Source organism: Saccharothrix sp. ALI-22-I (genome assembly GCF_001984175.1).
Lineage (GTDB): Bacteria > Actinomycetota > Actinomycetes > Mycobacteriales > Pseudonocardiaceae > Actinosynnema.
Genome location: NZ_MTQP01000036.1, coordinates 16,032 through 40,502, shown reverse-complemented (window position 1 = coordinate 40,502; position 24,471 = coordinate 16,032). Strand labels below are relative to the sequence as shown.

At 69.6% G+C, this 24,471-nt stretch carries 25 protein-coding genes, 3 tRNA genes and 1 other RNA gene; 19 read left to right on the top strand and 10 right to left on the bottom strand.

All coding sequences use genetic code 11. The features are described from left to right. Positions 1 to 16: 16 nt before the first annotated feature. The 5 genes from ALI22I_RS04035 (at position 17) to ALI22I_RS04010 (ending at position 4,501) form a co-directional block, all read left to right on the top strand. Positions 17 to 2,080, top strand: a complete 2,064-nt coding sequence (locus ALI22I_RS04035; protein ID WP_443216888.1) for an ATP-dependent DNA helicase UvrD2 — start codon at positions 17 to 19, stop codon at positions 2,078 to 2,080. Between the two features lie 605 nt (positions 2,081 to 2,685). Then, positions 2,686 to 3,084: a WhiB family transcriptional regulator gene (locus ALI22I_RS04025; RefSeq protein ID WP_077004190.1), complete on the top strand. Its 399-nt coding sequence runs from the start codon at positions 2,686 to 2,688 to the stop codon at positions 3,082 to 3,084. Further along, entirely contained in the window at positions 3,081 to 3,305 is a 225-nt protein-coding gene (locus ALI22I_RS04020; RefSeq protein WP_077004189.1) for a hypothetical protein, read from the top strand. The genes ALI22I_RS04025 and ALI22I_RS04020 overlap by 4 nt, the downstream gene beginning before the upstream one ends. Positions 3,306 to 3,413: 108 nt before the next feature. Further along, positions 3,414 to 4,325, top strand: a complete 912-nt coding sequence (locus tag ALI22I_RS04015; protein ID WP_077004188.1) for a class I SAM-dependent methyltransferase — start codon at positions 3,414 to 3,416, stop codon at positions 4,323 to 4,325. Beyond that, complete coding sequence (locus ALI22I_RS04010) at positions 4,322 to 4,501, top strand: hypothetical protein (RefSeq protein ID WP_077004187.1); 180 nt, start codon at positions 4,322 to 4,324, stop codon at positions 4,499 to 4,501. Before ALI22I_RS04015 ends, ALI22I_RS04010 begins: the two co-directional genes overlap by 4 nt. Before the next feature lie 20 nt (positions 4,502 to 4,521). Here the strand turns inward: ALI22I_RS04010 and ALI22I_RS04005 are convergent, their stop codons facing one another. The 4 genes from ALI22I_RS04005 to ALI22I_RS50375 all read right to left on the bottom strand — a co-directional run bounded on the left by ALI22I_RS04005 (position 4,522) and on the right by ALI22I_RS50375 (position 7,851). After that, positions 4,522 to 5,076, bottom strand: coding sequence for a hypothetical protein (locus ALI22I_RS04005; protein ID WP_077004186.1), 555 nt, complete (start codon positions 5,074 to 5,076; stop codon positions 4,522 to 4,524). Positions 5,077 to 5,157: 81 nt separating this feature from the next. Beyond that, on the bottom strand, positions 5,158 to 6,468 hold the full coding sequence (locus ALI22I_RS04000) for an ABC1 kinase family protein (protein ID WP_077004185.1): 1,311 nt from the start codon (positions 6,466 to 6,468) through the stop codon (positions 5,158 to 5,160). Between the two features lie 87 nt (positions 6,469 to 6,555). Then, positions 6,556 to 7,566 carry a ThiF family adenylyltransferase gene (locus ALI22I_RS03995; RefSeq protein WP_077004184.1) on the bottom strand — a complete coding sequence of 337 codons (1,011 nt, stop codon included), beginning with the start codon at positions 7,564 to 7,566 and terminating at the stop codon, positions 6,556 to 6,558. A 129-nt stretch (positions 7,567 to 7,695) separates the two neighbouring features. Beyond that, the gene (locus ALI22I_RS50375; RefSeq protein ID WP_015098458.1) at positions 7,696 to 7,851 is read right to left on the bottom strand and encodes a DUF5679 domain-containing protein; all 156 of its coding nucleotides are present in this window, start codon (positions 7,849 to 7,851) and stop codon (positions 7,696 to 7,698) included. Between the two features lie 204 nt (positions 7,852 to 8,055). On the opposite strand from ALI22I_RS50375, the gene ALI22I_RS03990 reads away from it, so the two are divergent. Further along, the gene (locus ALI22I_RS03990; protein WP_077004224.1) at positions 8,056 to 8,583 is read left to right on the top strand and encodes a M48 metallopeptidase family protein; all 528 of its coding nucleotides are present in this window, start codon (positions 8,056 to 8,058) and stop codon (positions 8,581 to 8,583) included. A 61-nt stretch (positions 8,584 to 8,644) separates the two neighbouring features. Here the strand turns inward: ALI22I_RS03990 and ALI22I_RS03985 are convergent, their stop codons facing one another. Beyond that, positions 8,645 to 9,958 carry a zinc-dependent metalloprotease gene (locus ALI22I_RS03985; protein ID WP_077004183.1) on the bottom strand — a complete coding sequence of 438 codons (1,314 nt, stop codon included), beginning with the start codon at positions 9,956 to 9,958 and terminating at the stop codon, positions 8,645 to 8,647. An 81-nt stretch (positions 9,959 to 10,039) separates the two neighbouring features. Here ALI22I_RS03985 and ALI22I_RS03980 point away from each other — a divergent pair, with 81 nt between their 5' ends. Then, positions 10,040 to 11,125, top strand: coding sequence for a YlbL family protein (locus tag ALI22I_RS03980; protein WP_083751401.1), 1,086 nt, complete (start codon positions 10,040 to 10,042; stop codon positions 11,123 to 11,125). A gap of 53 nt (positions 11,126 to 11,178) precedes the next feature. Here the strand turns inward: ALI22I_RS03980 and ALI22I_RS03975 are convergent, their stop codons facing one another. Beyond that, positions 11,179 to 11,721 carry a PPA1309 family protein gene (locus ALI22I_RS03975; RefSeq protein ID WP_077004182.1) on the bottom strand — a complete coding sequence of 181 codons (543 nt, stop codon included), beginning with the start codon at positions 11,719 to 11,721 and terminating at the stop codon, positions 11,179 to 11,181. A gap of 129 nt (positions 11,722 to 11,850) precedes the next feature. On the opposite strand from ALI22I_RS03975, the gene ALI22I_RS03970 reads away from it, so the two are divergent. The 4 genes from ALI22I_RS03970 to ALI22I_RS03955 all read left to right on the top strand — a co-directional run bounded on the left by ALI22I_RS03970 (position 11,851) and on the right by ALI22I_RS03955 (position 15,613). Next, a complete protein-coding gene (locus ALI22I_RS03970) occupies positions 11,851 to 14,838 on the top strand; it encodes a UPF0182 family protein (RefSeq protein WP_077004181.1) in 2,988 nt (995 codons plus the stop codon). A gap of 93 nt (positions 14,839 to 14,931) precedes the next feature. Next, positions 14,932 to 15,005, top strand: a tRNA-Met gene (locus ALI22I_RS03965). 239 nt (positions 15,006 to 15,244) lie between these two features. Beyond that, positions 15,245 to 15,318: transfer RNA gene (locus ALI22I_RS03960), tRNA-Met, on the top strand. A 221-nt stretch (positions 15,319 to 15,539) separates the two neighbouring features. Next, positions 15,540 to 15,613: transfer RNA gene (locus tag ALI22I_RS03955), tRNA-Met, on the top strand. A gap of 53 nt (positions 15,614 to 15,666) precedes the next feature. Here the strand turns inward: ALI22I_RS03955 and ALI22I_RS03950 are convergent. Next, entirely contained in the window at positions 15,667 to 15,864 is a 198-nt protein-coding gene (locus ALI22I_RS03950; protein ID WP_077004180.1) for a hypothetical protein, read from the bottom strand. 379 nt (positions 15,865 to 16,243) lie between these two features. Between ALI22I_RS03950 and ALI22I_RS03945 the strand changes: the two genes are divergently transcribed. From ALI22I_RS03945 to ALI22I_RS03915, 7 genes are all read left to right on the top strand, one after another. Then, positions 16,244 to 16,744 (top strand): PadR family transcriptional regulator, encoded by a 501-nt coding sequence (locus ALI22I_RS03945; protein ID WP_077004179.1) that lies wholly within the window; start codon positions 16,244 to 16,246, stop codon positions 16,742 to 16,744. Between the two features lie 51 nt (positions 16,745 to 16,795). Further along, positions 16,796 to 17,896 (top strand): peptide chain release factor 2, encoded by a 1,101-nt coding sequence (gene prfB / locus ALI22I_RS03940; RefSeq protein WP_077004222.1) that lies wholly within the window; start codon positions 16,796 to 16,798, stop codon positions 17,894 to 17,896. Positions 17,897 to 17,975: 79 nt separating this feature from the next. After that, on the top strand, positions 17,976 to 18,665 hold the full coding sequence (gene ftsE / locus ALI22I_RS03935; RefSeq protein ID WP_077004178.1) for a cell division ATP-binding protein FtsE: 690 nt from the start codon (positions 17,976 to 17,978) through the stop codon (positions 18,663 to 18,665). A gap of 53 nt (positions 18,666 to 18,718) precedes the next feature. Further along, positions 18,719 to 19,621 carry a permease-like cell division protein FtsX gene (ftsX, locus tag ALI22I_RS03930; protein ID WP_077004177.1) on the top strand — a complete coding sequence of 301 codons (903 nt, stop codon included), beginning with the start codon at positions 18,719 to 18,721 and terminating at the stop codon, positions 19,619 to 19,621. 30 nt (positions 19,622 to 19,651) lie between these two features. Next, positions 19,652 to 20,128, top strand: a complete 477-nt coding sequence (smpB, locus tag ALI22I_RS03925; protein ID WP_077004176.1) for an SsrA-binding protein SmpB — start codon at positions 19,652 to 19,654, stop codon at positions 20,126 to 20,128. A 23-nt stretch (positions 20,129 to 20,151) separates the two neighbouring features. Next, the gene (locus tag ALI22I_RS03920; RefSeq protein ID WP_443216887.1) at positions 20,152 to 20,973 is read left to right on the top strand and encodes an amidohydrolase family protein; all 822 of its coding nucleotides are present in this window, start codon (positions 20,152 to 20,154) and stop codon (positions 20,971 to 20,973) included. 43 nt (positions 20,974 to 21,016) lie between these two features. Further along, entirely contained in the window at positions 21,017 to 21,619 is a 603-nt protein-coding gene (locus ALI22I_RS03915; protein WP_077004174.1) for a hypothetical protein, read from the top strand. On the opposite strand, the gene ALI22I_RS03910 is transcribed toward ALI22I_RS03915, so the two are convergent. Continuing rightward, positions 21,620 to 22,264 carry a response regulator transcription factor gene (locus ALI22I_RS03910; protein WP_077004173.1) on the bottom strand — a complete coding sequence of 215 codons (645 nt, stop codon included), beginning with the start codon at positions 22,262 to 22,264 and terminating at the stop codon, positions 21,620 to 21,622. Further along, entirely contained in the window at positions 22,252 to 23,535 is a 1,284-nt protein-coding gene (locus ALI22I_RS03905) for a sensor histidine kinase (RefSeq protein ID WP_238598071.1), read from the bottom strand. The genes ALI22I_RS03910 and ALI22I_RS03905 overlap by 13 nt, the downstream gene beginning before the upstream one ends. A 128-nt stretch (positions 23,536 to 23,663) precedes the next feature. Here ALI22I_RS03905 and ssrA point away from each other — a divergent pair. Beyond that, positions 23,664 to 24,036: a transfer-messenger RNA gene (gene ssrA / locus ALI22I_RS03900) on the top strand. A gap of 65 nt (positions 24,037 to 24,101) precedes the next feature. On the opposite strand, the gene ALI22I_RS03895 is transcribed toward ssrA, so the two are convergent. Next, entirely contained in the window at positions 24,102 to 24,422 is a 321-nt protein-coding gene (locus ALI22I_RS03895) for a hypothetical protein (protein ID WP_143531945.1), read from the bottom strand. Positions 24,423 to 24,471: the final 49 nt, after the last annotated feature.

Below are 24,471 nucleotides of genomic sequence, written 5' to 3'. Positions count from 1 at the left end.
GCTGTGCTCTGCGAGGATGCAGCGCATGGACCGGCTGCTGGAGGGACTGGACCCGGAACAGCGTGCCGCCGTGGAGGCTCCGCGCGGCCCGGTCTGCGTGCTCGCGGGCGCCGGCACCGGCAAGACCCGCACGATCACGCACAGGATCGCCTACTTGGTCCAACGCGGGCACGTCTCCGCTGGTCAAGTCCTCGCCGTCACGTTCACCGCCCGTGCCGCGGGTGAGATGCGGACCCGCTTGCGGGCGCTCGGCGTGCACGGCGCGCAGGCCCGCACGTTCCACGCCGCCGCACTGCGCCAGCTGCGGTACTTCTGGCCGCGCGTGGTCGGCGGCGAGCAGTGGCAGCTGATCGACCGCAACAAGCTGCGGTTGATCGCGCAGGCCGCGAACCGGGCGGGCCTGTCCACCGAGTCCGATTCGTTGCGCGATCTCGCGGGCGAGATCGAGTGGGCCAAGGCGTCGCTGATCGCGCCCGAGGACTACCCGGCGGCGGCCGGCCGCACGAGTCGCGACACGCCCGCGCCCGCCGAACAGGTCGTGCAGGTCTACCGGACCTACGAAGAGCTGAAGAACCAGGCGCAACTGCTCGACTTCGACGACCTCCTGCTGCACACCGCGGCGGCTTTGGAGGAACACGGCGAGGTCGCCGAGGAGTTCCGCGACCGGTACCGGTGCTTCGTGGTGGACGAGTACCAGGACGTCACGCCGTTGCAGCAGCGCGTGCTCGACGCGTGGGTGGGCGCGCGCGACGACCTCACCGTGGTCGGCGACGCGAACCAGACCATCTACTCGTTCGCGGGCGCCTCGCCGCGCCCGCTGCTGGACTTCCCGCGCCGGTTCCCCGAGGCCGTGGTGGTGCGGCTGGAACGGGACTACCGGTCGACGCCGCAGGTCGTGACCCTGGCCAACGACGTGATCAAGTCGGCCCGCGGCCGTCCCGCCGGGTCGCGGCTGCGGCTGATCGGGCAGCGCCCGGACGGGCCTCAGCCGACGTTCACCGAGTTCGACGACGAGTCGCTGGAGGCCGCGGCCGTCGCGCAGCGGGTGAAGGCGCTGCTGGACGAGGGTGTGTCGGCCAGCGAGATCGCCATCCTCTACCGGGTCAACGCCCAGTCCGAGGTGTTCGAGCAGGCGTTGGCCGAACTCGGCGTGCCGTACCAGGTGCGCGGCGGTGAGCGGTTCTTCCAGCGGACCGAGGTGCGGCAGGCGATGGTCGCGCTGCGTTCGGCTGCGTCGCACGAGCCGACCGGCGAGCTGCCGAAGGTGGTGCGCGAGGTGCTGGCCGGGATCGGTCTGACCGACGAGCCACCCGCCGGCGGGACGGCGCGGGAGAAGTGGGAGTCGCTGCTCGCGCTGGTCGAACTGGCCGAGGAGTTGGTCACCACCGTGGACGGGGCGGACCTGCCGACGTTCGTCACCGAACTGGACCAGCGGGCCGAGGCGCAGCACCCGCCGACCGTGGAGGGCGTGACACTCGCGTCCCTGCACGCGGCGAAGGGCCTGGAGTGGGACGCGGTGTTCCTGATCGGGCTGGTCGAGGGCACGTTGCCGATCCAGTACGCGGACAACGACGAGGTGGCGATCGAGGAAGAACGCCGGCTGCTGTACGTCGGCGTGACGCGCGCTCGGGTGCACCTGTGGTTGTCGTGGGCGTTGGCGCGCGCCGCGGGCGGGCGGCGTTATCGGCGGCGCAGCCGGTTCCTCTACGGCTTGGTGCCGGAGGACCACCCGGCGTCGCGCACGGCCAAGCGCGAGCCGATGCAGCGCAAGGCCAAGCCGCAGTGCCGGGTGTGCGGGTCGGCGTTGGTCGACGCGCGGGCGATCAAGCTGAGCCGCTGCGCCTCGTGCCCGTCGGACCTGGACGAGGAACTGCTGACCCGGCTGCGGGCGTGGCGGGCGGACCGGGCGCGTGAGCTGAAGGTGCCCGCGTACGTGGTGTTCACCGACGCGACGCTGGTCGCGATCGCCGAACAGCGGCCCGAGGACGTCGCCGGACTCGTGTCGATCTCCGGCATCGGCGCGGCCAAACTCGACCGCTTCGGCGACGACGTGCTGTCCCTCGTGCGCGGCGGGCGTTGATCGGTTCCCGCGCAAGCCGAGCGGGGTCGATCCGGCAGGTGTGCGCGGTGTCGTCCGTATGGGTGGTTGTGCCCAGCGCTCTGTCCAGGGCAAACGCGGAAATCTCACCCGATCGACAGGTATTTGTAAAAACCGGTTGCACGCCGCGTGCGCATGGTCATAACCTGCTTAGGCCGGGCACGGAGTGCCCGCTGGGGATTCAAGAGTAGTAGTCGGAACGAGACACCCGAGGAGGTGGCCGGTCGTGAACAGCATTCAGTGCTTCGAGACGCCCGGTTACCTGATGACCGGGGTCGTCCTCGTGCCAGGCGCTACTCATGTCGCGGGGGAGAAGTCTGCCCGCGATCGCCACGCCCTCAAGTGGGGTGCTGAGCGAGTTCAGCTGATCCAGGTGCCGGCGCCGTACGCGCCGACCGTTGTCCCGACTCAGAACGTTGCGCCGTCCGCGCAAGAGCGAAGTACCTGACCCAGTAGTCAGGCCACCAGCTCACGAAGGCCGCGGACCCGTAACCGGATCCGCGGCCTTCGTGCTGTTCAAACGCGTTTTGCCGAACACAACTCGCACGACAAAACCCCATGCGCCACCCTTGACAGGAGTCCACCTGATGTCGACCGCGACCGTCCCCATAAACGGGACGTTGTCCACCGAGCCGGAGTTCGCCGGAGCGGGAGTCGCTTCCCTGATCGACACCGCGCCCGGCGCCGGCTTGGAACTTCCTTGCCGTACCAACAACCCTGACCTCTGGTTCGCCGACGCGCCGGCGGAGTTGGAGGAGGCGAAGCGGTTCTGCGCCACCTGCCCCGTCATCGCCGAGTGCCTGGCCGGCGCGCTTGCCCGCCACGAGCCCTGGGGGGTCTGGGGCGGCGAGATCTTCGAGCGCGGTGCGGTGATCGCGCGCAAGCGTCCCCGTGGGCGCCCGCGCAAGGACGCAGCACCTGTTGTACCCGCGGCACCTGCCGCGACCGTTGTCCGGGGGGCTAACGACCAGGAGGCCGCCGCGTGACCACGTACCGATCCACCAGTGACGAAGCGATGCTCATCGAAGTCAATCCCAAGGGGAACCCCATGCTCCTCGAAGAAAATCTAGCCAGATCCCGAATGCATGACGCGGAGATATTCGCGCGACAGCATCGGCTGGCCCACCGGCTCGTCGTCGCCCGCAGGTGGCGCCGGCTGGCCGGCTGGGCCCAGCGCAGGGCTGCCATGAAGGCCCACGCGATCTGATGCACGCCTTGGCCCGCCCTGCCCGTCCCGACGACGGGCAGGGCGGGCCGCGTCGTATCCGAGGTTTTCGGTGGGAGTGTTCGGCCCGTCGTGGGTACCGTTCCACGTGTGGCCGCTCACTCTCACAACCATGCCCGCACCCATGACGGAATCGATTGGTCGTCTCGGCTGAACTCGCTGCGGCAGGCCGATGAGCTGGACGCCGAGGCCCAGCGCGTGGTCGCGCGGAGACTCGTGCGCTCGCTGCCAGACAAGCCGACGGTGCTGGATGTCGGTAGTGGTGCCGGTGGGATGAGTGTGGCGTTGGTCGAGGCCCTTTCCGCTCGTGGTGGGGGCACGGTGGTGCTGGTCGACGCGGTGCCCGAGCTGCTGGACGCCGCCACGAACGCGGCGCGGTCCGCGGCGACCTACGAGACCGACACGACCACGGCGACCGTGCGGGTCCGGCCGGTGCTCGCCGACCTGGCCACCGAACGGCCGGTCGAACTCGCCGGCCCCGCGGAGCTGGTGTGGGCGTCGAACGTCGTGCATCACCTCCCTGATCAGCGCGCGGCTGTGCTGGGGTTGATCGAGGCCGTGGCGCCCGGTGGGTGGTTGGCGCTGGCCGAGGGCGGCCTGGAAGGCAAGTTCCTCCCGTTCGACCTGGGCATCGGTGAGCCCGGCTTGCAGGACCGGCTGGCCGCCGCACGCGCCCAGTGGTTCCTGCGGATGCGCGAGAACACCGACGGCTCGGTCCGCATGCACGGCGGCTGGAACGTGGTGCTCGCCGACGCCGGCCTGGTCGACGTCACCGCCTTCACCTACCTCATCGACCACCCGGCACCGCCCAAACAGGCCGTGCGCGACTGGGCGGTGAACCGGCTCAAGTGGCTCGCGGACGTAGCCGGCGATCTGCTCCACCCCGCCGACCGCCGCACCGTCGAGCAACTGCTCGACCCGCAGGACCCCGCCTTCCTCGGACTGCGCGACGACGTGTTCCTGCTGATCGCCAACACCGTCCACCTGGGCCGCAAGCCGTGACCGACGCCTGTGCCCGCTGCGGGCGGACGCGGGCATCCGTCACGGACCCGGCCGAGTTGCTGGCCTGGGTCCGGGAGCGCGAACGCGGGATCGACCAGTGGCTGTGCCACGTGTGCGCCCGGGCTCATGTCCGGGATATCGAAGGCAAGCTGCCGGCCGACTACTGGGCCCCCTGACCGGCTGCCCGGCTGGTCGGTCAGCGGAGCAGGGCGGATAGCAGGCGTAAGGCCGATCTCGGGGTGGCGGTGCCTCGTTTGCTGCCCGCGTCCAGCTCCGCGGTCAGGCCCGCGACCGTGCACAAGCCCGAGCGCACGGCCGTCGCCAGCATGTGGTGTTGGCGCAGCGCGTCCGGTTCGTGGCGCACGGCGTCGAGCACGGCTCTGTTCGGTTCGGCCAACGGCAGGCCCGCGCGGACGACCACCTCGGGTGGGCGCGTGGTGCGCTCCAACATCACGTGGTCGGGGCACGAACGGCGCGTGGTCGCCGGTTGCAGCAGGTGTATGCGGGTCGGGGGCGGTAGGGCCTGGAGGCCGTGGGCGTGCAGCGCGTCCACGCCGGTGACCACGGCGCTCGGGCCCGCGTAGGCGACGGCCGCACGGAGCCGCTGAGCGCGGGTGGGCGGGCCGGCGCTCAACAACAGCACGCCCGGCAGGATGCGCTGCCACGGCCCGCCGGGGCGGCACTTGAGGTCGATGACGTAGCCGGGCACGCCGGCGGCTTTGAGGTCCGCGGTCTTGATCACTTGTTCCATGGGGTCGATCCTCCGGGGGTTCCGGGGATCGGGCCACGGGGTGTCGGCGATCTGTGGATAACTGGACGGGCTGTGGACAACTCAGTCGTCGAAGCCGGGTTGCCACCGCGCGACGATGGCTCTGGCCTGCACGTTCGCGTCCAGCTGGCAGAGAATGCCGGTCGCACCCAGCGTCACCCTGTGGATAAGTAGGTACTGCGGCGGGAGGTTCAGCGACCTTCCCGTTTGCGAATCGGGGCTGCGGAGGTCGCCGACGCGCTCGGCCTGCTTCTGCAACCACCGCCGGGTGAAGCGGAACGTCTCGGTCCGCAGCGGCTCCACGAACGGCGCCAGGTAGTTCAGCACGTCCTCGGCGTACAGCTCCGTCCCCGGCCGGATGAACCGCTCCGACCGCAACAGCTCCACCAGGTCGTCCGACCGGCCGTCCAACGCCAGCCTGGTCATCAGGCCGAGCGTCTTGGGCAGCCCGTCGGGCAGCCGGGCCACCGCGCCGAAGTCGAGCACCCGCAACCGGCCGTCCGCACCCAGCATGAAGTTGCCCGGGTGCGGGTCGGCGTGCAGCAGCCCGGACCGGCTCGGCGCGGAGAAGTGGAACTCCGACAGCAGCTGCCCGGCCAGGTCCCGCTCGGCCGGCTCACCGGATCGGATGATCTGCGACAGCGGTGTCCCGTCGGTCCACTCGGTCACCATCACCTTCGGCGAACTGGCCACCACGCGCGGCACTAACACCCGCTCGTCGCCGTCGAAGGCCTTGGCGAACACTCGTTGGTTGTCCGCCTCGGTCCGGTAGTCCAACTCCTCCAGGTACCGGTCCCGCAGCTCCTCCAGCAGTGGCTTGACCTCGGTGCCCGGCATGACCGCCTGCAACACCCGGCTGAACCGCAGCAGCTGCTTCAGGTCGGTCTCCAACGCCTCGTCCGCGCCGGGGTACTGCACCTTCACCGCCACGTCGCGGCCGTCGTGCCACACCGCCTGGTGCACCTGCCCGATGCTCGCCGACGCGGCGGGCGAGTCGTCGAACGACGCGAACCGCTTCGCCCACCCCGCGCCCAGCTGCTCGGCCAGCACCCGGTGCACGGTGCGCGCGGGCATCGGCGGCGCGGCCGTCTGGAGCTTGGTCAGCGCCTCGCGGTACGGCTCGGCCAGCTCGTCCGGCACCGCCGCCTCGAACACGCTCAGGGCCTGGCCGAACTTCATCGCGCCGCCCTTGAGCTGCCCGAGCACCGCGAACACCTGCTCCGCGGTCTTCGCCGACACCTCGGCGCTGACCTCCTCGGAGCTGCGGCCGGCCAGGCGCTTGCCCCAGCCGCCCACCACACGGCCCGCCACCCCGAGCGGGAGGCTGGCCAGTTTGGCGGTGCGCTGCACGGCCTTGCGCGGGATCTCGCTCACCCGGTGATTCTCCTCCCGGCCGTTGAAGGTGGTCGCAGTGGTTCACGCCTCTCCCGCAAAACCTACACAGGCCTACCTGAGGGTGGATCACGTCGAGGAGCGGCACTCGCAGCGCGGGTGCACCGGCGCGATCCGGTGCTCGACCACCCCGGCGAACGCGTCGACCTCCAGCGTCGCGTCCCAGGTCGGCGGCCTGGTCCCGGTCGCGTCGCAGCGGTCCAGCGCCAACAGGGCCTGAGCGACCGCGACACCGGCGGTCGCCGTGACGGTGGCCAGATCGGCGTGTTGTGCCTGGTCGACCAGCTGTGCGGCGATCAGCGGCCACTCCGGGTCCGCGTCCGCCTGGTGCCGGTCCGCGCACCTCAGGCAGCTGCTCCGACCGGGCACGACCAGCGGCCCCACCACGCCCAGGCCCTCCCGGACCCGCACGGCCAGGTGCGCCGTGCCGTCCGAGACGAGTTGGTGCAGCAGCTCCGGGGCGGGCACCAGCGCGTCGGCCAGCACCACCAGGTCCGCGCCCCGCGCAGACGGCCGCACGGTCGCGCACGCCCGCCGCACCGCGTCCTGGGCGGCCTCGGCGCGCGGACGGCCGACGTCCGATTCGACGTAACCCGATCCGGTGTCTTCCGGCCCCACCCGCCCCCGCGCGATCACCCGGACGTGTGTCACGCCGGAGGCGGCCAGGAGGGCGGCGACGGTGACCGCGAGCCGCCCCTCGCCGTGCACGACGACGGACCGGGCGGCACGAGCGGCGGGCAGCTCGACCGCGGAACGCCGGGTCCGCAGCGCGCACCCGGTCACCTCGGCGGCCAATCGGGGGTGCGGCGCGGGCACGGTCTCCTCGACCAGCCCGGCCCGCGTCAGGCCGTGCAGGACGCCGGCGAACTCGGCCGCTTGGTCACCGTGGCCGGCGAGTCGTTCCCGCAGGTCAGTGAGGGTGTGGCGGCCGGTGAGGTCGAGCAGGACGGACGCCATGGGCTCCGGCACGTCCTCGACGAGCATGGCGTGCCGCGGGTCGGTGCCGATCTGCACCACGTCGTCCCGGCGGCGCAGCAGCGGCAGGCCGGGCAGGACCCTGGGTCGGTTGGGAAGATCCACACCGGCAGCCTGCCCAAGGCGGCCGACATGGCAAAACGCCTGTCCACAGGTCTACGGGTTGTCCACAGAAGGCCCGAGGGGCCTTGACGGGCGGCCGGGTACCCGATGGCCCGGCCACCCGCCCGGGGGTCAGACCTTCGCCTTGCCGAGGATCCGGGTCACCGTGGTCCCGCAGACCGGACACTTGCCCTTGGCCATCCTGCGGTTGTTGCTCTCGTGCACCTCGCCCGTGAAGTCCCGCTTCTCACGGCACTTGACGCAGTAGCCGTTGTAGGTCTCGGCCACGGCTTCCTCCCTTGTTTCGAGAGTGCGGAGCGATCTGCGCCACACTCGGGGGTTGCGCAGCACGCTACCTCCGTAAACCCCGCTCCGCTGCACGCCGCGTCGAGCGTGTCCAGCCGCCTTTCGGTGGAACCTGCTCGTCCGTCCCTCCACAGACCGCCGCTTGGCCGCCGCGGATTGTCGGTCTCTGGCCTTACCGTGAACGCCATGCCCGAACCGCAGGTGGAGGTGCGGCGCAGCGCCCGGCGCCGTCGCATGGTGAGCGCGTACCGCGAGGGGGACACGGTCGTGGTCCTGCTGCCGGCCCGCATGAGCAAGAGCGAGGAGAAGCACTGGGTGGCGGAGATGCTCAGCCGCCTCCAGCGCAGCGAGACCCGCAGGCGTTCGCCCACGCGCACGTCCGACGCCGCGCTGCTGGCCCGGTGCGAGGAGCTGGCCGACAGGTACCTGGACGGCGTGCAGCCGAGCAGCGTGCGGTGGGTGCCGCCGATGCGCACGAGGTGGGCGTCGTGCACGCCGAGCGAGGGCACGATCCGGATCAGTGAACGGCTGCGTGACGTGCCCGCGTGGGTGCTCGACTACGTGCTGGTGCACGAGCTGGCGCACCTGAAGGTGCCCGGCCACGGCAAGGAGTTCTGGCACCTCGTGCACCGGTACCCGAAGTCCGAGCGGGCCATCGGCTACCTGGAGGGCATCTCGGCCGCCGCGGGCCTGGGCATCACCGAGGAGGACTGAAAACCCTCCACCGGGGGGCACACCCGGGTGGAGGGTTCAGCGTGTCCGAGCGGAGGACTCGCTACTCGGTGTCGCCCTTGTCGGGGTCCTCGCTCTTTTCGCGGAGGGTGCGCTCCAGCTCGGCCATCGGGTCCTCCAGCGCCTTGCGCGTCTGGCCGAACCGCTCGGCGAACTCCATCGGGTCGTCCAGGTCCTCCGCCGTGGGCACCAGATCGGGGTGGTCCCAGACGCTGTCGCGCTGCTCCATGCCGTGCTGGTCGCCGAGCAGCTTCCACAGCGCCGCCGCCGACCGGTGCCGGCGCGGCCGCAGCTCCAGGCCGACCAGCGTGGCGAACGTCTGCTCCGCCGGACCGCCGGACGCGCGCCGCCTGCGCAGCGTCTCCCGCAGCGCCTCGGCGCCGGGCAGCCGCTCGCCGACCGCCTCGTTCACCACGACGTCCACCCAGCCCTCGACCAGGGCCAGCAACGTCTCCAGGCGGGTCAGCGCGGCCTTCTGCTCGGGCGTGGTCTGGGGTTCGAGCATCCCTGACTTCATCGCCTCTTCGATGCTCGCCGGGTTCGCCGGGTCGATCTGACCGGCCATCTGCTCCAGCGCCGACGTGTCGACCGTGATGCCGCGGGCGAACTCCTCCACCGTGTCCATCAGCCGCTGCCGCAGCCACGGCACGTGGCTGAACAGCCGCTGGTGCGCCGCCTCGCGGGCGGCCAGGAACACCATGACCTCGCTGGCGGGCCGCTCCAGGCCCTCGGTGAACTTCTCGATGTTCTCGGGCAGCAGCGCGGCCGTGCCCTCCGGTCCGAGCGGCAACCCGACCTCGGTCGACGTCAGCACCTCCGCGCCCAGCTGCGCCAACGCGCCGCCCAGCTGCGAGCCGAACGCCATGCCGCCCATCTGCCCCAGCATGGACAGCAGCGGACCGGCGGCCTCCTTGGCCTCGGCGGGCATCGCGTCGACCCACGCGCCGGACACGCGCTGCGCCACCGGGTCGCACAGCCGCTGCCACGTCGGCAGCGTGCGCTCCACCCAATCGCGCGGGGTCCAACTCTGGGACGTGCGGGCACCGGCGGGCAGTGCCGTCACCGGGTCCAGCCACATCTCCGCCAGGTGCACCGCGTCGGCCACGGCGCTGTTCTGGTCCGGCCCGAACCCGGTGGTCGTGCCGCCCTTGCCGGCCAGCTGCTGGAGTGCGATCTGCTTCGCGAGGTCGTAGTTGACCGGCCCGGACGACGTGCCCGCGTTGCTGAACATCGCACCGAGCTGGCTCAGCATCGCGCCGAGCTGGTTGAAGTCGAAGGGGTTGTCCCCTGGGTCTCCGGGTTTGCGGTTGCGGTCGTCGGGGTCCTGCGGGCTGAACCCGAAGGGCAGGTCACTCATGGCTCCACGGTACGCGGGACGAAGGTGCCGTGCGGGACCGGTTCGCCGGCAGCGTGACGGTGTGGTCGTAGGCTTGCGCGCGTGACCGAAGGCACCGACACCGTCGTGGACCAGGCACCAACCCCACCGCACGCGCCACGGCGCGGCCTGACCCGGCGGACGTGGACCCTCGTGGTCAGCCTCGTGGTCGTGCTGGGGCTCGGGCTGCTCGGCGGGTTCGCCCGCGTGCCTTACGTGGCGCTGGGCCCCGGTCCGACCTACGACACGCTGGGCCAGGTCAACGGCACTGACGTGGTATCGGTCGACGGGCAGGACACGTTCCCGACCGGCGGCACGCTCACCATGACCACCGTGTCGCTCACCGACGACGTGTCGCTGTTCGGCGCGCTCGGCCTGTGGATCAGCGGCCGGTACGCGCTCGCGCCGCGGGAGGAGTTCTTCCGGCCCGGCGAGTCCGAGCAGGAGGTCCGCGACCAGAACGTGAAGGCGTTCCAGGACTCGCAGACCAGCGCCGAGGTGGCCGCGCTGCGCTACCTGAAGTCCGACATGAAGGTCGTCGCCGCCGAGATCACCAACGGCACCGCCGCGGCCACCGTGCTGGAGCCCAACGACCGGCTGCTGGAGGTGCACGGCAAGGCGATCGTCGTCGCCGAGGACGTGCGGACCGCGTTGGAGACCACCAAGCCGGGCGACCAGATCACGCTGACCTTCGAGCGCGGGTCCGAGCGCAAGACCGCCACCGTCACCCTCGGTCGGACCGAGGGCCGTGAGACCGGCTTCCTCGGCGTGCTGCCGGTGGACCGGGCGGAGGTGCCGTTCGAGATCAAGATCAGCCTGACCGACGTCGGCGGACCGTCCGCGGGCCTGATGTTCGCGTTGGCGATCGTCGACAAGCTCACCCCGGAGGAGCTCAACGGCGGCCAGTCGGTCGCGGGCACCGGCGAGATCAACGACAAGGGCGAGGTCGGCCGCATCGGCGGCATCGGGTTCAAGATGGTCGCCGCCCGCGAAGGCGGCGCCACCGTGTTCCTCGTGCCCGCGGGCAACTGCGACGAGGCCAAGCAACACGCCCCGGAGGGCCTGCAATTGGTCAAGGTCGACAAGCTGGACGACGCCGTGCAGTCACTGGAGTCACTCAGGAACGGTGGCGACGCCCCAAGCTGCTGACACCCCACCCCGCTACCGGACCACCGCCTGCCGTCTGCGGAGCAGCGGCCATGTCACGGCCGGAGGGTTTCCAGCAGCGCGCGGGTCAGGTTCGGGGCCAGTTCGGGGTGCGCCACGACCTCCTCGGGCACCTCGACGCTGCCCCGCAGCCGCAGCACGCACGCCGCCGAGCCGTCCCGCAGCACCGCCGCCACCAGCCGGGCCTCCCGGCGCTGGGGGTGCTCGGCGGCGAACCGGCGCGCCTCCTCGTCACCCAGCTCCTGCTCGGTCAGCTGGGCCTCGGCGTCCGGCGGCAGCACCACGATCTCCTGCGCCAACGCGCAGCCGTGCACCACGTCCGGCCAGACGATCCCGGCCAACGCCCGGTCCAGCTCGTCGTCGGGCAGCGAGTCCTGCGCGATCGGCGTCAGCGGCGAGGCCTCCGGATCGAGCTGGCCCGCGAGTTCCGGCTGCTGCGCCAGCAGCTCCGAGGTCGGGACCAGCGCGAACAGCTGAGTCGGCTGGTTCCACCCGGCGGTGGACACGAATTCCTCGACCTCGCGGGCGACAGCGGGCAGCACCACGGGCGGCGTTTCACTGGCTGACACGCCCGCCATGGTCGCATCACCCCGGGCCGGGTCGACAATCAGACCCGAACGGAAGACCGAACGGGGAACCCTGGGCGGCCTCCGTAGAGTTGGACAGAACGTACGAACGCCACTACCCGCGATCCAGGAGCGTGCCCCGTGGCCACACGGCCCCCGGTCGGACTGCCCAGGCTGTCCCGTCGCAGCCGGATATTGCTCATCGTCGGTGCGGTGGTCCTGGTCGGTCTGATCACCGGCTCAAGGCTGCTCGGCACCTACGTCAACTGGCTGTGGTTCGGGGAGGTCGGCTTCCGCAGCGTCTACGGCACGGTGCTCGCGACCCGGTTCGGGTTGTTCTTCGCCGTGGGCCTGCTGGTGGGCGGTCTCGTCGCGATCAACCTCATCATCGCCTACCGCACCCGGCCCGTGTTCGTGCCGGTGTCCGGCCCCGACGACCCGGTGGCCCGCTACCGCGCGGTCGTCAGCAGGCGGATGAGGCTGTTCGCGATCGGCCTGCCGGTGCTGATCGGCCTGATCGCGGGCACCTCGGCGCAGGGCGACTGGCAGATCGTCCAGCTGTTCTTCAACGCCACCTCGTTCGGCGTGCCCGACCCCGAGTTCGGCCACGACATCGGCTTCTACGCCTTCCAGCTGCCGTTCTACACCTGGATCCTGTCGTGGCTGTTCATCGCCACGGCGGTGGCGTTCGTCGGCGCGGTGGTGGCGCACTACCTGTTCGGCGGCATCCGGCTGGCCGGTCGCGGCGGGCAGCTCTCCGGGCCCGCGCGCACCCACCTGGCGATCGTGGCCGGCGTGTTCGTGCTGCTCAAGGCGGTCGCGTACTTCTTCGACCGGTACACGCTGCTGTTCTCGGACCACGAGAAGTTCGACGGCGCGAGCTACACCGACCTCAACGCGGTGCTGCCCGCCAAGCTGATCCTGCTGTTCATCGCGGTCTTCTGCGCCATCGCGTTCTTCGCGGGCGCGGTGCTGCGCAACCTCCAGCTGCCGGCCATCGCGACCGTGCTGCTGGTGCTGTCGAGCATCCTGGTCGGCGCGGCGTGGCCCGCCGTGCTGGAGCAGTTCTCGGTGAAGCCGAACGCCATCGAGAAGGAAGCCGAACCGATCGGCCACAGCATCGCGGCCACCAAGCAAGCCTTCGGGTTGACCGAGGACAAGGTCGAGAGCAAGCCGTACGCGGGCAAGCAGAACGTCTCGCTGGACGAGCTGAAGAACGACCAGGCGACGGTGGGCAACGTCCGGCTGCTCGACCCGGCCGTCATCTCCAAGACGTTCACCCAGTTCCAGCAGCTGCGGCCGTTCTACGGGTTCCCGGACAAGCTCGACGTCGACCGGTACACAGTGGACCAGCAGCTCCAGGACTACATCGTCGCGGTCCGCGAGCTGAACACCGGGGGCATCCCGGCGGGCCAGCGCGACTGGATCAACCAGCACCTCATCTACACCCACGGCAACGGCATGGTGTTCGCCGAGGCCAGCAAGGTGAACTCGCCCGCGGACGAGGGCGGCAACGGCGGCTACCCGGTGTTCCAGGTGGCCGAGGTCGGCCAGGACGGCGAGGTCAAGCCCGGCCCGTTCGGCGTGCAGCAACCGCGCACCTACTTCGGTGAGCTGGGCAGCCCGACCGACTACGCCATCGTCGGCGGCCGGGGCGAGGGCGCGCCCGGCGAGTACGACACCGACGGCTCGTCCTACACCTACGACGGCAAGGGCGGCGTCCGCATCGGCGGGCTGTTCAACAAGCTCGTCTTCGCCGCTGCCTACGGCGAGCGGAACATCCTGTTCAACTCGGCCGTGGACGACGACTCGCGGATCATCTTCAACCGCAACCCGCGCGACCGCGTGGAGAACGTGGCGCCGTGGCTGACCGTGGACGGCGACCCGTACCCGGCCGTGGTGGACGGGCGCATCACCTGGATCGTCGACGGCTACACCACGCTCGACAACTACCCGTACGCGCGCCGCACGGCGCTGGGTGACGCCACGAACGACTCCCTGCCGGGTGTCGCGCAGCAGCCGAACCGGGAGATCAGCTACATCCGGAACTCGGTCAAGGCCACTGTGGACGCCTACGACGGCTCGGTGACGCTGTACGAGATGGACACCCAGGACCCCGTGCTCAAGGCGTGGATGGGTGTCTTCCCGGGCACGGTGAAGGCCAACAGCGAGATGTCGCAGTCGCTGAAGGAGCACCTGCGCTACCCGGAGGACCTGTTCAAGGTCCAGCGCGAGATGCTGTCGGAGTACCACGTGGACAACCCGCGTGACTTCTACTCCGGCGTCTCGTTCTGGGACGTGCCGTCCGACCCGACCATCGACAACGCCACCACCGTCGAGGCACAGCAGCAGGGCGTGCAGCAGCAGCGCGACCGGCAGCCGCCGTTCTACGTGCTGGCGGGTGACCCGACCGGTGACGCGAACAAGGTGAGCTTCCAGCTGACGAGCGCGCTCGTGCGGTTGAACCGGGAGTTCATGGCGTCGTACGTGACGGTCAGATCAGACCCGGACAACTACGGCAAGATCAGCGTGCTGACGTTGAACAACGAGGCCAAGGGTCCGCAGCAGATCCAGACCACGTTCCTCACCAACGGCGAGGTCAGCGGTGAGCTGAACCTGCTCACCCAGCGGCAGACCAAGGTCGTCTACGGCAACCTGCTCACCCTGCCGGTGGGCGGCGGCCTGCTCTACGTGGAGCCGATCTACATCGAGCGCGCCAGCCAGAACACCCAGTTCCCGCAGCTGTTCAAGGTGCTGGTCAGCTTCGGCGACAAGGTGGGCTACGCGGCCACGTTGAGCGACGCGATGGAGGAGGTCCTGTCCGGTTCCTCGGCGCAGGTGCCGAACCCGGACAACAACAACGGCCAGCCGCCGACGTCGCCCACGTCGCCGACGACCACCACGCCGCCCGGCGACGGGCAGCAGGGTGGGACGGAGCTGGAGCAGGCCGTCCGGGACATCCGGTCGGCGCTGGACCGCATCAAGGCGGCGCAGGCCAGCGGTGACTTCGTCGAGCTCGGCAACGCCTACAAGGCGTTGGACGACGCGACGAAGAGGTTCAACACGGCCAGCACGGCGTCGACCCAGTCGCCGTCCTCGGTCCAGCCGTCGCCGACACCGACGAGCTGACCTGCACTGATATCGCGATCGGGTGGCCTGGGACACGTCCAGGCCACCCGATTTGCACATCCCGGTAACCCAGGCGTACAGTTCTAAATGCAGCGCGGGGTGGAGCAGCTCGGTAGCTCGCTGGGCTCATAACCCAGAGGTCGCAGGTTCAAATCCTGTCCCCGCTACAAAGTAGGAGAGCCCCGTCTGCGGAGAACGCAGACGGGGCTTTTCCGCATTTCACATTGGGGGTCCAACCCCCAAACCCCGGCCAGGTGGGCTTCGCCCCCCTGCACCCCCACCAGGGGCGCTGCCCCTGGACCCCGTTCGTGCTTGGTTGCGTTTGTAGGGTTGCGACCTGGGGGAACGGTGGTTGAGGGGGGTGGGTGAAAAGTGGTTTTGGGGGCGTGTATAGTTGTTCTTACAGCGCGGGGTGGAGCAGCTCGGTAGCTCGCTGGGCTCATAACCCAGAGGTCGCAGGTTCAAATCCTGTCCCCGCTACAAAAGTGAAAGGCCCTGTCTGCGGATTGCGCAGGCGGGGCCTTTTTGCATTTCGTTTCGGATTTCGTGGCTGGAAGCCTGGGCGGCCGCTGTGTGTTGGTGGGGCGTTGACCTTGGCCCTGCTGGTGTGGGGATGTGGCGGGGCGGGTGAGCTGGGGAAATGCTGGTTTGGGGGCCCCGGTGGAAAGTGGTTTTGGGGTCGTGTAGTGTTGTCCTTACAGCGCGGGGTGGAGCAGCTCGGTAGCTCGCTGGGCTCATAACCCAGAGGTCGCAGGTTCAAATCCTGTCCCCGCTACAAAAGTGAAAGGCCCTCGGAGGTTGACTCCGAGGGCCTTTCGCGTGTGGTGCTCAGGTCATGTTCTCGGCCCAGTACTGGGCGCAGGTGAGTGAGCACACGCGGCCTTCACCGCTGACCGTGCGGTGCCTGCGGATCTGCTTGCCGCAGACCATGCACTCGTCCTTGCCCGCCTGCTCCGGGATCGTGCCGGACGCCCACGCGCGGGCGTTGCGGACTACCTTGTTGCCCGTTGTCCATTTGATGCCCACAGCTGACCTCCCAGTCGAACGAACACCCGGGGTAATGGTCCCACCACCGGACGTGTTTGCCACGTCGAGAGCTGCGGTATCACCGGGTTGTGCTATCGGTCGAGGGCTCCGGTGGGGCGTGGTGGACGCGGCGCGTGACCTTCGCTGCCGTTCGAGTGAACGCAAAAGTGCGGTTTCCCTTGTCCGGCAATGGATTTCCACCCCGCGTGGACAGACGGGGTCAAGGGGCTGAACGCGTGGCGTTGATCAGCGGGCGGTTACGCAGCGATGCTTCTCGTTGCTCCGCATGGCCCAACTCCATTAGCCCGTGATCAGCCACAGTGGACAGAACGGCTGACCATTGTGGACAGCGACCGGTGAGCGTGGCACCGTTGGTGGGGTGTCGGACCTGAATGCGACGGCGGCTGCCCTGCTCGGGCTGCTGCACGACGGACCCAAGACCGGTGGCCAGCTCGTGGCTGAGGCCGGAGAGCGCTTCGGCGCGTTCTTCAGCGTCACCCGCAGCCAGGTCTACCGCGAGCTGCCCGCGTTGGCGGACGCAGGCCTGCTGCGCCTCGGCAAGCAGGGCCCGCGTTCCAGCCAGCAGTACGTGCTCACGGCGGCGGGCAAGAAGGCGTTCAAGAACTGGCTCCTCTCCGAGCCGGGACCGGACCACCTGCGCAGCCCGCTGATCCTGCGGCTGGTGCACGCCGGCTCGTTGACCGCCAAACAGCGGCAAGGGCTCGTGGACTCCGCCCGCGCGAGCTACGGCGCCGAACAGGAGGCCGCGAAGACCGCCGTCAAGACCGCCGAGGACGCCTACGCCAAGGCAGTCGCCGAATTCGGCCTGGCCCACGCCAAGGCCGTGCTCAAGCTGCTCGACGCCATCCCCACGGCCTGAAGCGCGCCCACCGGTCGCGCTCCGCGACCGGTGCCGGCGTAATCTTTGGACGTGAACCCCGACGTCGAAGCAGACATCAAGGACCTCTCCGCCACCCTTGCGAGCATCGAGGCGGTGATGGACCTCGATTCGCTGCGCGCGCAGGTCGCCGATCTGGAGCAGCAGGCGGCGCGGCCCGACCTTTGGGACGACCAGGAGAAGGCGCAGCAGGTCAACAGCCAGCTCTCGCACAAGCAGGGCGAGCTGCGCCGGGTCACCGCGCTGCGCGACCGCCTCGACGACCTCGGCATCATGTACGAGCTGGCCGAGGACGAGGACGACGCGGGCAGCCTGGCCGAGGCGGACACCGAGCGCGCGAAGCTGCGTGAGGAGATCTCCTCCCTGGAGGTCCGCACGCTGCTGTCCGGCGAGTACGACGAGCGCAACGCCCTGGTCACCATCCGGGCCGAGGCGGGCGGCGTGGACGCGGCGGACTTCGCCGAGATGCTGCTGCGGATGTACTCGCGCTGGGCCGAGCGGCACAACTACCCCGTGGACGTGTTCGACACGTCCTACGCCGAAGAGGCGGGCATCAAGTCCGCGACCTTCCGCGTCACCGCGCCGTACGCCTACGGCACGCTGAGTGTCGAGCAGGGCACGCACCGCTTGGTGCGCATCTCGCCGTTCGACAACCAGGGCCGCCGGCAGACGTCGTTCGCGGGCGTCGAGGTGGTGCCCGTGGTCGAGCAGACCGACCACGTCGAGATCGACGAGAAGGAACTGCGGGTCGACGTCTACCGCTCGTCCGGCCCCGGCGGCCAGGGCGTCAACACCACCGACTCGGCCGTGCGCCTGACGCACATCCCGACCGGCATCGTGGTGTCCTGCCAGAACGAGCGCTCCCAGCTGCAGAACAAGGCCACCGCGATGGCCGTGCTCCAGGCGAAGCTGCTGGAGCGGCAGCGGCAGGAGGAGCAGGCCAAGATGGACGCCCTCAAGGACACCGGGTCGAGCTGGGGCAACCAGATGCGCTCCTACGTGCTGCACCCGTACCAGATGGTCAAGGACCTGCGCACCGAGCACGAGGTCGGCAACCCGTCCGCGGTGCTCGACGGCGAGATCGACGACTTCCTGGAGGCGGGCATCCGCTGGCGCAAGCAGCACCAGTCCTGATCTCCTCAAGCCCGCGTCAAGCCCCCGGAAGAAGGGTTAGACGGAGGCTTTACCCAGGCCACGAGTACACTCGCCCCTCGTGATTCGCCTCGAACACGTGTCCAAGGTCTACAAGAGCTCCGCGCGCCCCGCTCTCGACAACGTCTCGGTCGAGATGGACAAGGGTGAGTTCGTGTTCCTCATCGGGCCTTCCGGTTCCGGGAAGTCCACGTTCCTGCGGCTCCTGCTGCGGGAAGAGGTGCCCAGCAAGGGCCGTGTGTACGTGTCGAACTTCGACGTGGCCAAGATGTCCCGGCGCAGGGTCCCCCGCCTGCGCCAGTCCATCGGCTGCGTGTTCCAGGACTTCCGGCTGCTGTCCAACAAGACCGTGGCGGAGAACGTCGCGTTCGCGTTGGAGGTCATCGGCAAGCCGCGCAACACCATCGTCAAGGTGGTGCCCGAGGTGCTCCAGCTGGTGGGCCTCGACGGCAAGGCGGACCGGATGCCGCACGAGCTCTCCGGTGGTGAGCAGCAGCGGGTGGCGATCGCCCGCGCGTTCGTCAACCGGCCGCTGGTGCTGCTCGCCGACGAGCCGACCGGAAACCTGGACCCCGACACGAGCCAGGACATCATGTTGCTGCTGGAGCGGATCAACCGCACCGGCACGACGGTGTTGATGGCCACCCACGACCACTCGATCGTCGACTCCATGCGCCGTCGCGTGGTCGAGCTGGACCACGGCCAGATCATCCGCGACGACGCGCGGGGTGTTTACGGCGTGGGCCGCTGAGCCCGAGGCCGCCGGACCCCCTCATCCCCCGACCCTGAGGAACGTTCCCCCCGATGCGTACCAGCTTCGTGTTCAGCGAGGTCGTCACCGGCCTGCGCCGGAACGTCACGATGACCATCGCGATGATCCTCACGACCGCGATCTCGCTCTTCCTGCTCGGCCTCGGCTTGCTGGCCGTCCGGATGGTCGACAAGATGCAGGACAACTACCAGGGCAAGCTCGAAGTCTCGGTCCTGCTGACCAACGACGTCAGCGCGAGCGACAAGGACTGCACACAGCAGCCGTGCGCCGGGCTGCGCAGCCAGCTGGAGACCACGTCCGGGGTCAAGACGGTCGTCTACGAGAACCGCGAGAAGGGTTTCGAGCGGTTCAAGCGGATCTTCGAGGCGCAGCCGGAGCTGGTGAAGCTGGCCCGTCCCGAAGCCATCCCGGCGACGTTCCGGGTGAGCCTGGAGGATCCCGAACGCGCCGACGTGATCGTGCAGGCGTTCAGCGACAAGGCGGGCGTGAAGTCGGTGAACGACCAGGGCGAGTTCCTCAGCCGGTTGTTCGACGTGCTGAACGGCGTGCGTGACGGCGTGCTCGGCCTGGCGTTGGTGCAGGCGTTCGCGGCGCTGCTGCTGATCTCGAACACCATCCAGGTCTCCGCGTTCACCAGGCGCACGGAGGTCGGCATCATGCGCCTGGTGGGCGCGACGCGCTGGTACACCCAGCTGCCGTTCCTCATCGAGGCCGTGGTCGCGGGCATCATCGGCGCCGTCGTGGGCGTCGGGTTCCTGATCCTGGCCCAGATCTCCGCGGTCGACCGGGTGTTCGGCGACCTGTTCAGCTCGGGAATCCTGCCGCAGATCGGGATGTTGGACGTGCTGGTCATCGCGCCCATCCTGCTGGGTGTGTCGATCGTGATCTCGGCGTTGACGGGCTACGTCACGCTGCGTCTCTACGTGCGCCTATAACCGCTGGCGCGCTCACGTAAGGTTTCGGTCATGGTCAAGGAACGCGGTCAGAAGGTGATCGCGTCGAACCGCAAGGCTCGGCACGACTACACCATCCTCGACACCTTCGAAGCAGGTGTCCAGCTCGTCGGCACCGAGGTGAAGAGCCTGCGGATGGGCCGGGCGTCCCTTGTGGACGCCTTCGCCCAGGTGGACAACAACGAGATCTGGCTGCACGCGCTGCACATCCCGGAGTACGTGGCGGGTACCTGGACCAACCACGAGGTGCGCCGCAAGCGCAAGCTGCTGCTGCACCGCGCGGAGATCGAGCGGCTGATCGGCAAGACCAAGGAGAGCGGTCTGTCGCTGATCCCGTTGTCGATGTACTTCAAGGACGGCTACGTCAAGATCGAACTCGCGTTGGCGCGCGGCAAGAAGTCCTACGACAAGCGGCAGGACCTGGCCAAGCGGGACGCGGACCGGGAGATCCAGAAGGCGCACGGCCGCGCGTTGAAGGGGCGCTACTGAACGGCGTCCCGCGCCTGGTCGACGTGCACGTGCACTTCATGCCGCAGCGCGTGCTGGACAAGGTGTGGGCGTACTTCGACCAGGCATCGCGGAACTACGGGGTGGACTGGTCGATCCGGTACCGGCTGTCGGAAGCGGAACGGCTGGCCACGCTGCGGTCGTTCGGGGTGGTCGGTTTCGCGCCGCTGGTGTACCCGCACAAGCCGGGCATGGGCGAGTGGCTGACGGAGTGGGCGCTGGACTTCGGTTCGCGCGTCGACGGCGCCGTGCCGACGGGGACGCTGTACCCGGAGCCGGGTGTCGAGGCGTACGTGGCGCGGGCGTTGTCGGCGGGGGCGCGGTGCTTCAAGGCGCACGTGCAGGTCGGTGGTTACGACCCGCGTTCGCTGGACGGCGCGTTCGGCTTGTTGGCCGAGGCGCAGGTGCCCGTGGTCGTGCACTGCGGGCACGGTCCGATACCTGGTGAGTTCACCGGGCTGGACGTGTTCGAGGACGTGCTGCGCCGGCACCCGTCGCTGGTGGCCGTGATCGCGCACGCCGGGATGCCGGACTACCTGGGCGCGTTGGACCTGGTCAACCGGTACGACGGCGTGCACCTGGACACCACCATGGTCGGCGTGCCGTTCACCGAGGCGCAGGCCGCGCTGCCGGGCGACTGGGCGGCACGGCTGGTCGACGTGAGCGACCGCGTGGTGCTCGGCTCGGACTTCCCGAACATCCCGTACGACTACTCGGTGCAGCTCGACGCGATCGAGAGCTGGGCCGCCGCCGACGACCGGCTGGGCGAGCCGTTCCTGAGGGCCGTGCTGCACGACAACGGAGCGCGACTGCTGGCGTTGTCGTAACAGCCCGTGGCACAGTGACGACGCTCCGGGGGAGGAGGTCGGCGTGTCCAGGAAACAGGTGATCGCGGCGGTCGTCGCGGTGTGCACGGTGGTGGCCGCGATGATCGGCTTCGCGGCGAACGTGGTCACCATCGCGGAGTTCGTCAGCGGTGACGCCCAGGCCGGTGACACCTTGTCCGTGACCGGCGACGAACAGGTGCAGCCGCCCGCGGGGCAGTCGACGCCGCAGGCGCCCGGCACGCCGCGCGTCCGGGTCGTGCCGAAGATCGCCGACACCGACATCCTCCCGCAGCCCTACGAGCGCGGTGCGGTGCGGCCGGAGGTGCCCCCGGAGTTCATCGGCTCGTGGGATGGCCTGATCTATCAAGAGAGCAGCTCGAAGTCCCCGTACCCCGTGGAGCTGGTCATCGGCCCGGGCGGGTCGAACGACATCGTCGCCTCGGTCGAGTACCCGACGTTGGAGTGCGGTGGCTCGTGGCGGTTGCAGAGCGCCTGGGAGCACATGATCCGGTCGAGCGAGGAGATCAAGGACGGCAAGTTCAACTGCATCGACACGGTGATCGAGCTGTCCACGCAGCCGGACGGTCAGTTGTACTACGCGTTCGAGTCCAACGGCGGTGGCTACGGCATCCTCCGCCGGCCCTAGTCAGCCCAGGTTGAGGTAGGCCAGCACGGCGCGCACCCGGCGGTGTTCCGAGGTGCTGGGCTCCAGGCCGAGCTTGGCGAAGATGTTGCCCACGTGCTTCTCCACCGCGCCGTCCGACACGACCATGGACGCCGCGATGGCGCCGTTCGACAGGCCCTGCGCCATCAGACCCAGCACCTCCCGTTCGCGCTGGGTGAGCGAGTCCACCGGGTTCTGCCTGGACCGGGCCATGAGCTGCGTGATGACCTCGTGGTCGATGCTCGTGCCGCCGTCGGCGACGCGGCGCACCGCGGCCACGAACTCCGACACGTCGGCCACGCGTTCCTTGAGCAGGTAGCCGACGCCGTTCGCGCCGCCCGCCAGCAGCTCCACCGCGTACCGCTCCTCGACGTACTGCGAGAGCACCAGCACCGGCAGGTTCGGGATGCGCTTGCGGGCCTCGATCGCCGCCCGCAGGCCCTCGTCGGTGAACGTCGGCGGCATCCGCACGTCCACCACGGCCAGGTCCGGCCGGTGCTCCTCGATCGCGGCGAGCAGGGCGTCGCCGTCCTCCACCGCCGCGACCGTCTCGATGCCGTCGTCGGCCAGCAGGCGCTGCACACCCACCCGCAGGAGGACCGAGTCCTCCGCGATCACCACGCGCACGGCAACTCCGTCCGGATCACAGTCGGCCCACCGAGCGGGCTCACCACGACGACCACACCGTCAATCGTCGCAGCCCGGTCCGCCAGGCCCGCGAGGCCACCACCCGGACGCACCTCCGCGCCGCCGTGGCCGTTGTCGGTGACCTCCACCACCACGGAGTTCTCCGTGCGGGACACCCTCACGTGCGCCCGGGTCGCGCCGGAGTGCTTGGCGACGTTCGTCAACGACTCGGCGACGGTGAAGTACGCGGCGCTCTCCACCGCTGTCGGCGGGCGCGGCTCGACGTCCACCTCCACGGTCACCGGGATCGGGCACCGCGCGGCCAGCGACGACAGCGCCGGGTCCAGACCGCGGTCGCCCAGCACCGACGGGTAGATGCCGCGGGCCAGGTCACGCAGTTCGGAGATGGCCAGCTTGGCGTCGGCGTGCGCCTCGGCGATCAGCTCGCGGGCGCCGTCCGGGTCGGACTCCATCTTGGTGCGCGCCCGGCCGAGGCCCATCGCCACCGCCACCAGCCGCTGCTGCGCGCCGTCGTGCAGATCCCGTTCGATGCGCCTGCGCTCCGCCTCGGCCGCCTCCACGCCCCGTGCCCGACTGGCCGACAACCGCTGCGTCTCGGCGGACAGCACGCTGGTCCGCGACGGGCCCAGCACGGCCTGGGCGAGCAGCGCGTGCCCCTTGCCGAGGGCCTTGAGCAGTCGGTACGAGATGAAGCCCAGCACCAGACCGATGACGGTCACCGGGATCGCCTTGGCGAACGAGTCGATCACCCACACGTTGCCGGCGCCGAAGTCGACCTCCCACGTGGCGGGCAGCCAGTGCTGGTAGAACGGCAGGAACACGGTGCCCGCGACCGCGGACCAGAGCGCCACCGTGAGCGAGAACTCGACCGCGCCCAGCGGCAGCATGAGCAGCCAGTAGGACAGGTCGCGCCACGTCGCCGGGTCCGTCGCGATCGCCTTCGCGCGGGCCGTCGCGGAGTCCGGCAGCGGTCGGTACGGCCGCGGGATGTCGACACCCAGCGCCACCCGCAGCAACGACCGTTCGGCCGTCGCCGCGCTGCGCGCCAGGACCAGGGTCAGCACGCCCAGCGGCACGCCCACCCAGATCACCGCGGTGCCCAGGCTGACCGCGCCCAGCGTCACCAGCAGGACGAACCAGAAGATCCCGGTGACCAGGTTGAGCAGGAAGTACCCGCTGATCCGGGCGATACCCGGGTTGACCTGCGTCGTCATGTCCCCCACCTTCGAGCCGATGTACCCGACCAGCATCGCCCGATCGTGTGGCCCGGACCATCAGGTCGGCCGGTCGGTGAGGGGTGGGGACAGCCCTACCAACCTAATGGGAATGATCGGTGGGGCGCGGGGCGTTATACTGGGCGGAGCAAGACCCACGACATGGGGGTGAACGGTTTCGACTTTGTGCGTTGATTCAAGGGAAGCGTGCCGGTGCAGGCGAGAGACCACCGTAAGCGTCATCGCAAACCAATAAGCGCCGAGTCTAACGACCGCGCCGCGTACGCCCTCGCCGCCTGAGGCTAGGGATTACGCTGTCGGCCCGGGGGCGCCTCCGCCCCGGTCGCCGGCATCAGCTAGGAGGCTCACCGCCGTCCCCGGCCACGGGGAACGGTCGGGACACCCACAGTGGCTGGGCTCATCACGGTGACTTGTCCGCGTGATCACCGGGGCCGAGTAGAGATGTAGCGGACTGCGCACGGAGAAGCCTTGATGATGCGGCAGAGGACCCGGGTTCGATTCCCGGCACCTCCACCACAGCGGCCCCTTCCTACGGGAAGGGGCCGCTTTCGTCTTGGAGTGACCCCGGTCGCGGAAGGCCGTTATGTGTCGGGGTCGCGGTGTTCACGCTGCTGTCGGCGGCGACGGCGGCGTTCCTCCTCGTGTTCGGCGAAGCAGTACTGGCAACGGCGCCACCACCATCGCAGCGGTCGATGCAGTCCCCGCGTGTGCCAGCGTGAGGGAGTCCCGGTCATCTCCGACTCGTGGGAAGCCTCCGCGGCGTTGAAGAGCCGGCGCAGCACGGACAGACCGATTTCCAGGGGGAGCACGACGAGGAGGTTGAAGAGCAGAGGCGCCAACAGGGGCAGCACCACGAACGCCGCCACGAGCGCCAAGACGATCTGCCACCAGGACAACCCCATCGTCGAAGTGTCGCAATGGCGCGGCCGTTGGGGGACCCTCGTGCAGCAA

Excerpts from the sequence above, each read along its gene's own strand:
- ALI22I_RS04035 (WP_443216888.1), top strand. The coding sequence starts at position 17 with ATGCAGCGCATGGACCGGCTGCTGGAGGGACTGGACCCGGAACAGCGT.
- ALI22I_RS04025 (WP_077004190.1), top strand. The coding sequence starts at position 2,686 with ATGTCGACCGCGACCGTCCCCATAAACGGGACGTTGTCCACCGAGCCG.
- ALI22I_RS04005 (WP_077004186.1), bottom strand. The coding sequence starts at position 5,076 with ATGGAACAAGTGATCAAGACCGCGGACCTCAAAGCCGCCGGCGTGCCC.
- ALI22I_RS03990 (WP_077004224.1), top strand. The coding sequence starts at position 8,056 with ATGCCCGAACCGCAGGTGGAGGTGCGGCGCAGCGCCCGGCGCCGTCGC.
- ALI22I_RS03985 (WP_077004183.1), bottom strand. The coding sequence starts at position 9,958 with ATGAGTGACCTGCCCTTCGGGTTCAGCCCGCAGGACCCCGACGACCGC.
- ALI22I_RS03975 (WP_077004182.1), bottom strand. The coding sequence starts at position 11,721 with ATGGCGGGCGTGTCAGCCAGTGAAACGCCGCCCGTGGTGCTGCCCGCT.
- ftsX (WP_077004177.1), top strand. The coding sequence starts at position 18,719 with ATGCGTACCAGCTTCGTGTTCAGCGAGGTCGTCACCGGCCTGCGCCGG.
- smpB (WP_077004176.1), top strand. The coding sequence starts at position 19,652 with ATGGTCAAGGAACGCGGTCAGAAGGTGATCGCGTCGAACCGCAAGGCT.
- ALI22I_RS03905 (WP_238598071.1), bottom strand. The coding sequence starts at position 23,535 with ATGCTGGTCGGGTACATCGGCTCGAAGGTGGGGGACATGACGACGCAG.
- ALI22I_RS03895 (WP_143531945.1), bottom strand. The coding sequence starts at position 24,422 with ATGGGGTTGTCCTGGTGGCAGATCGTCTTGGCGCTCGTGGCGGCGTTC.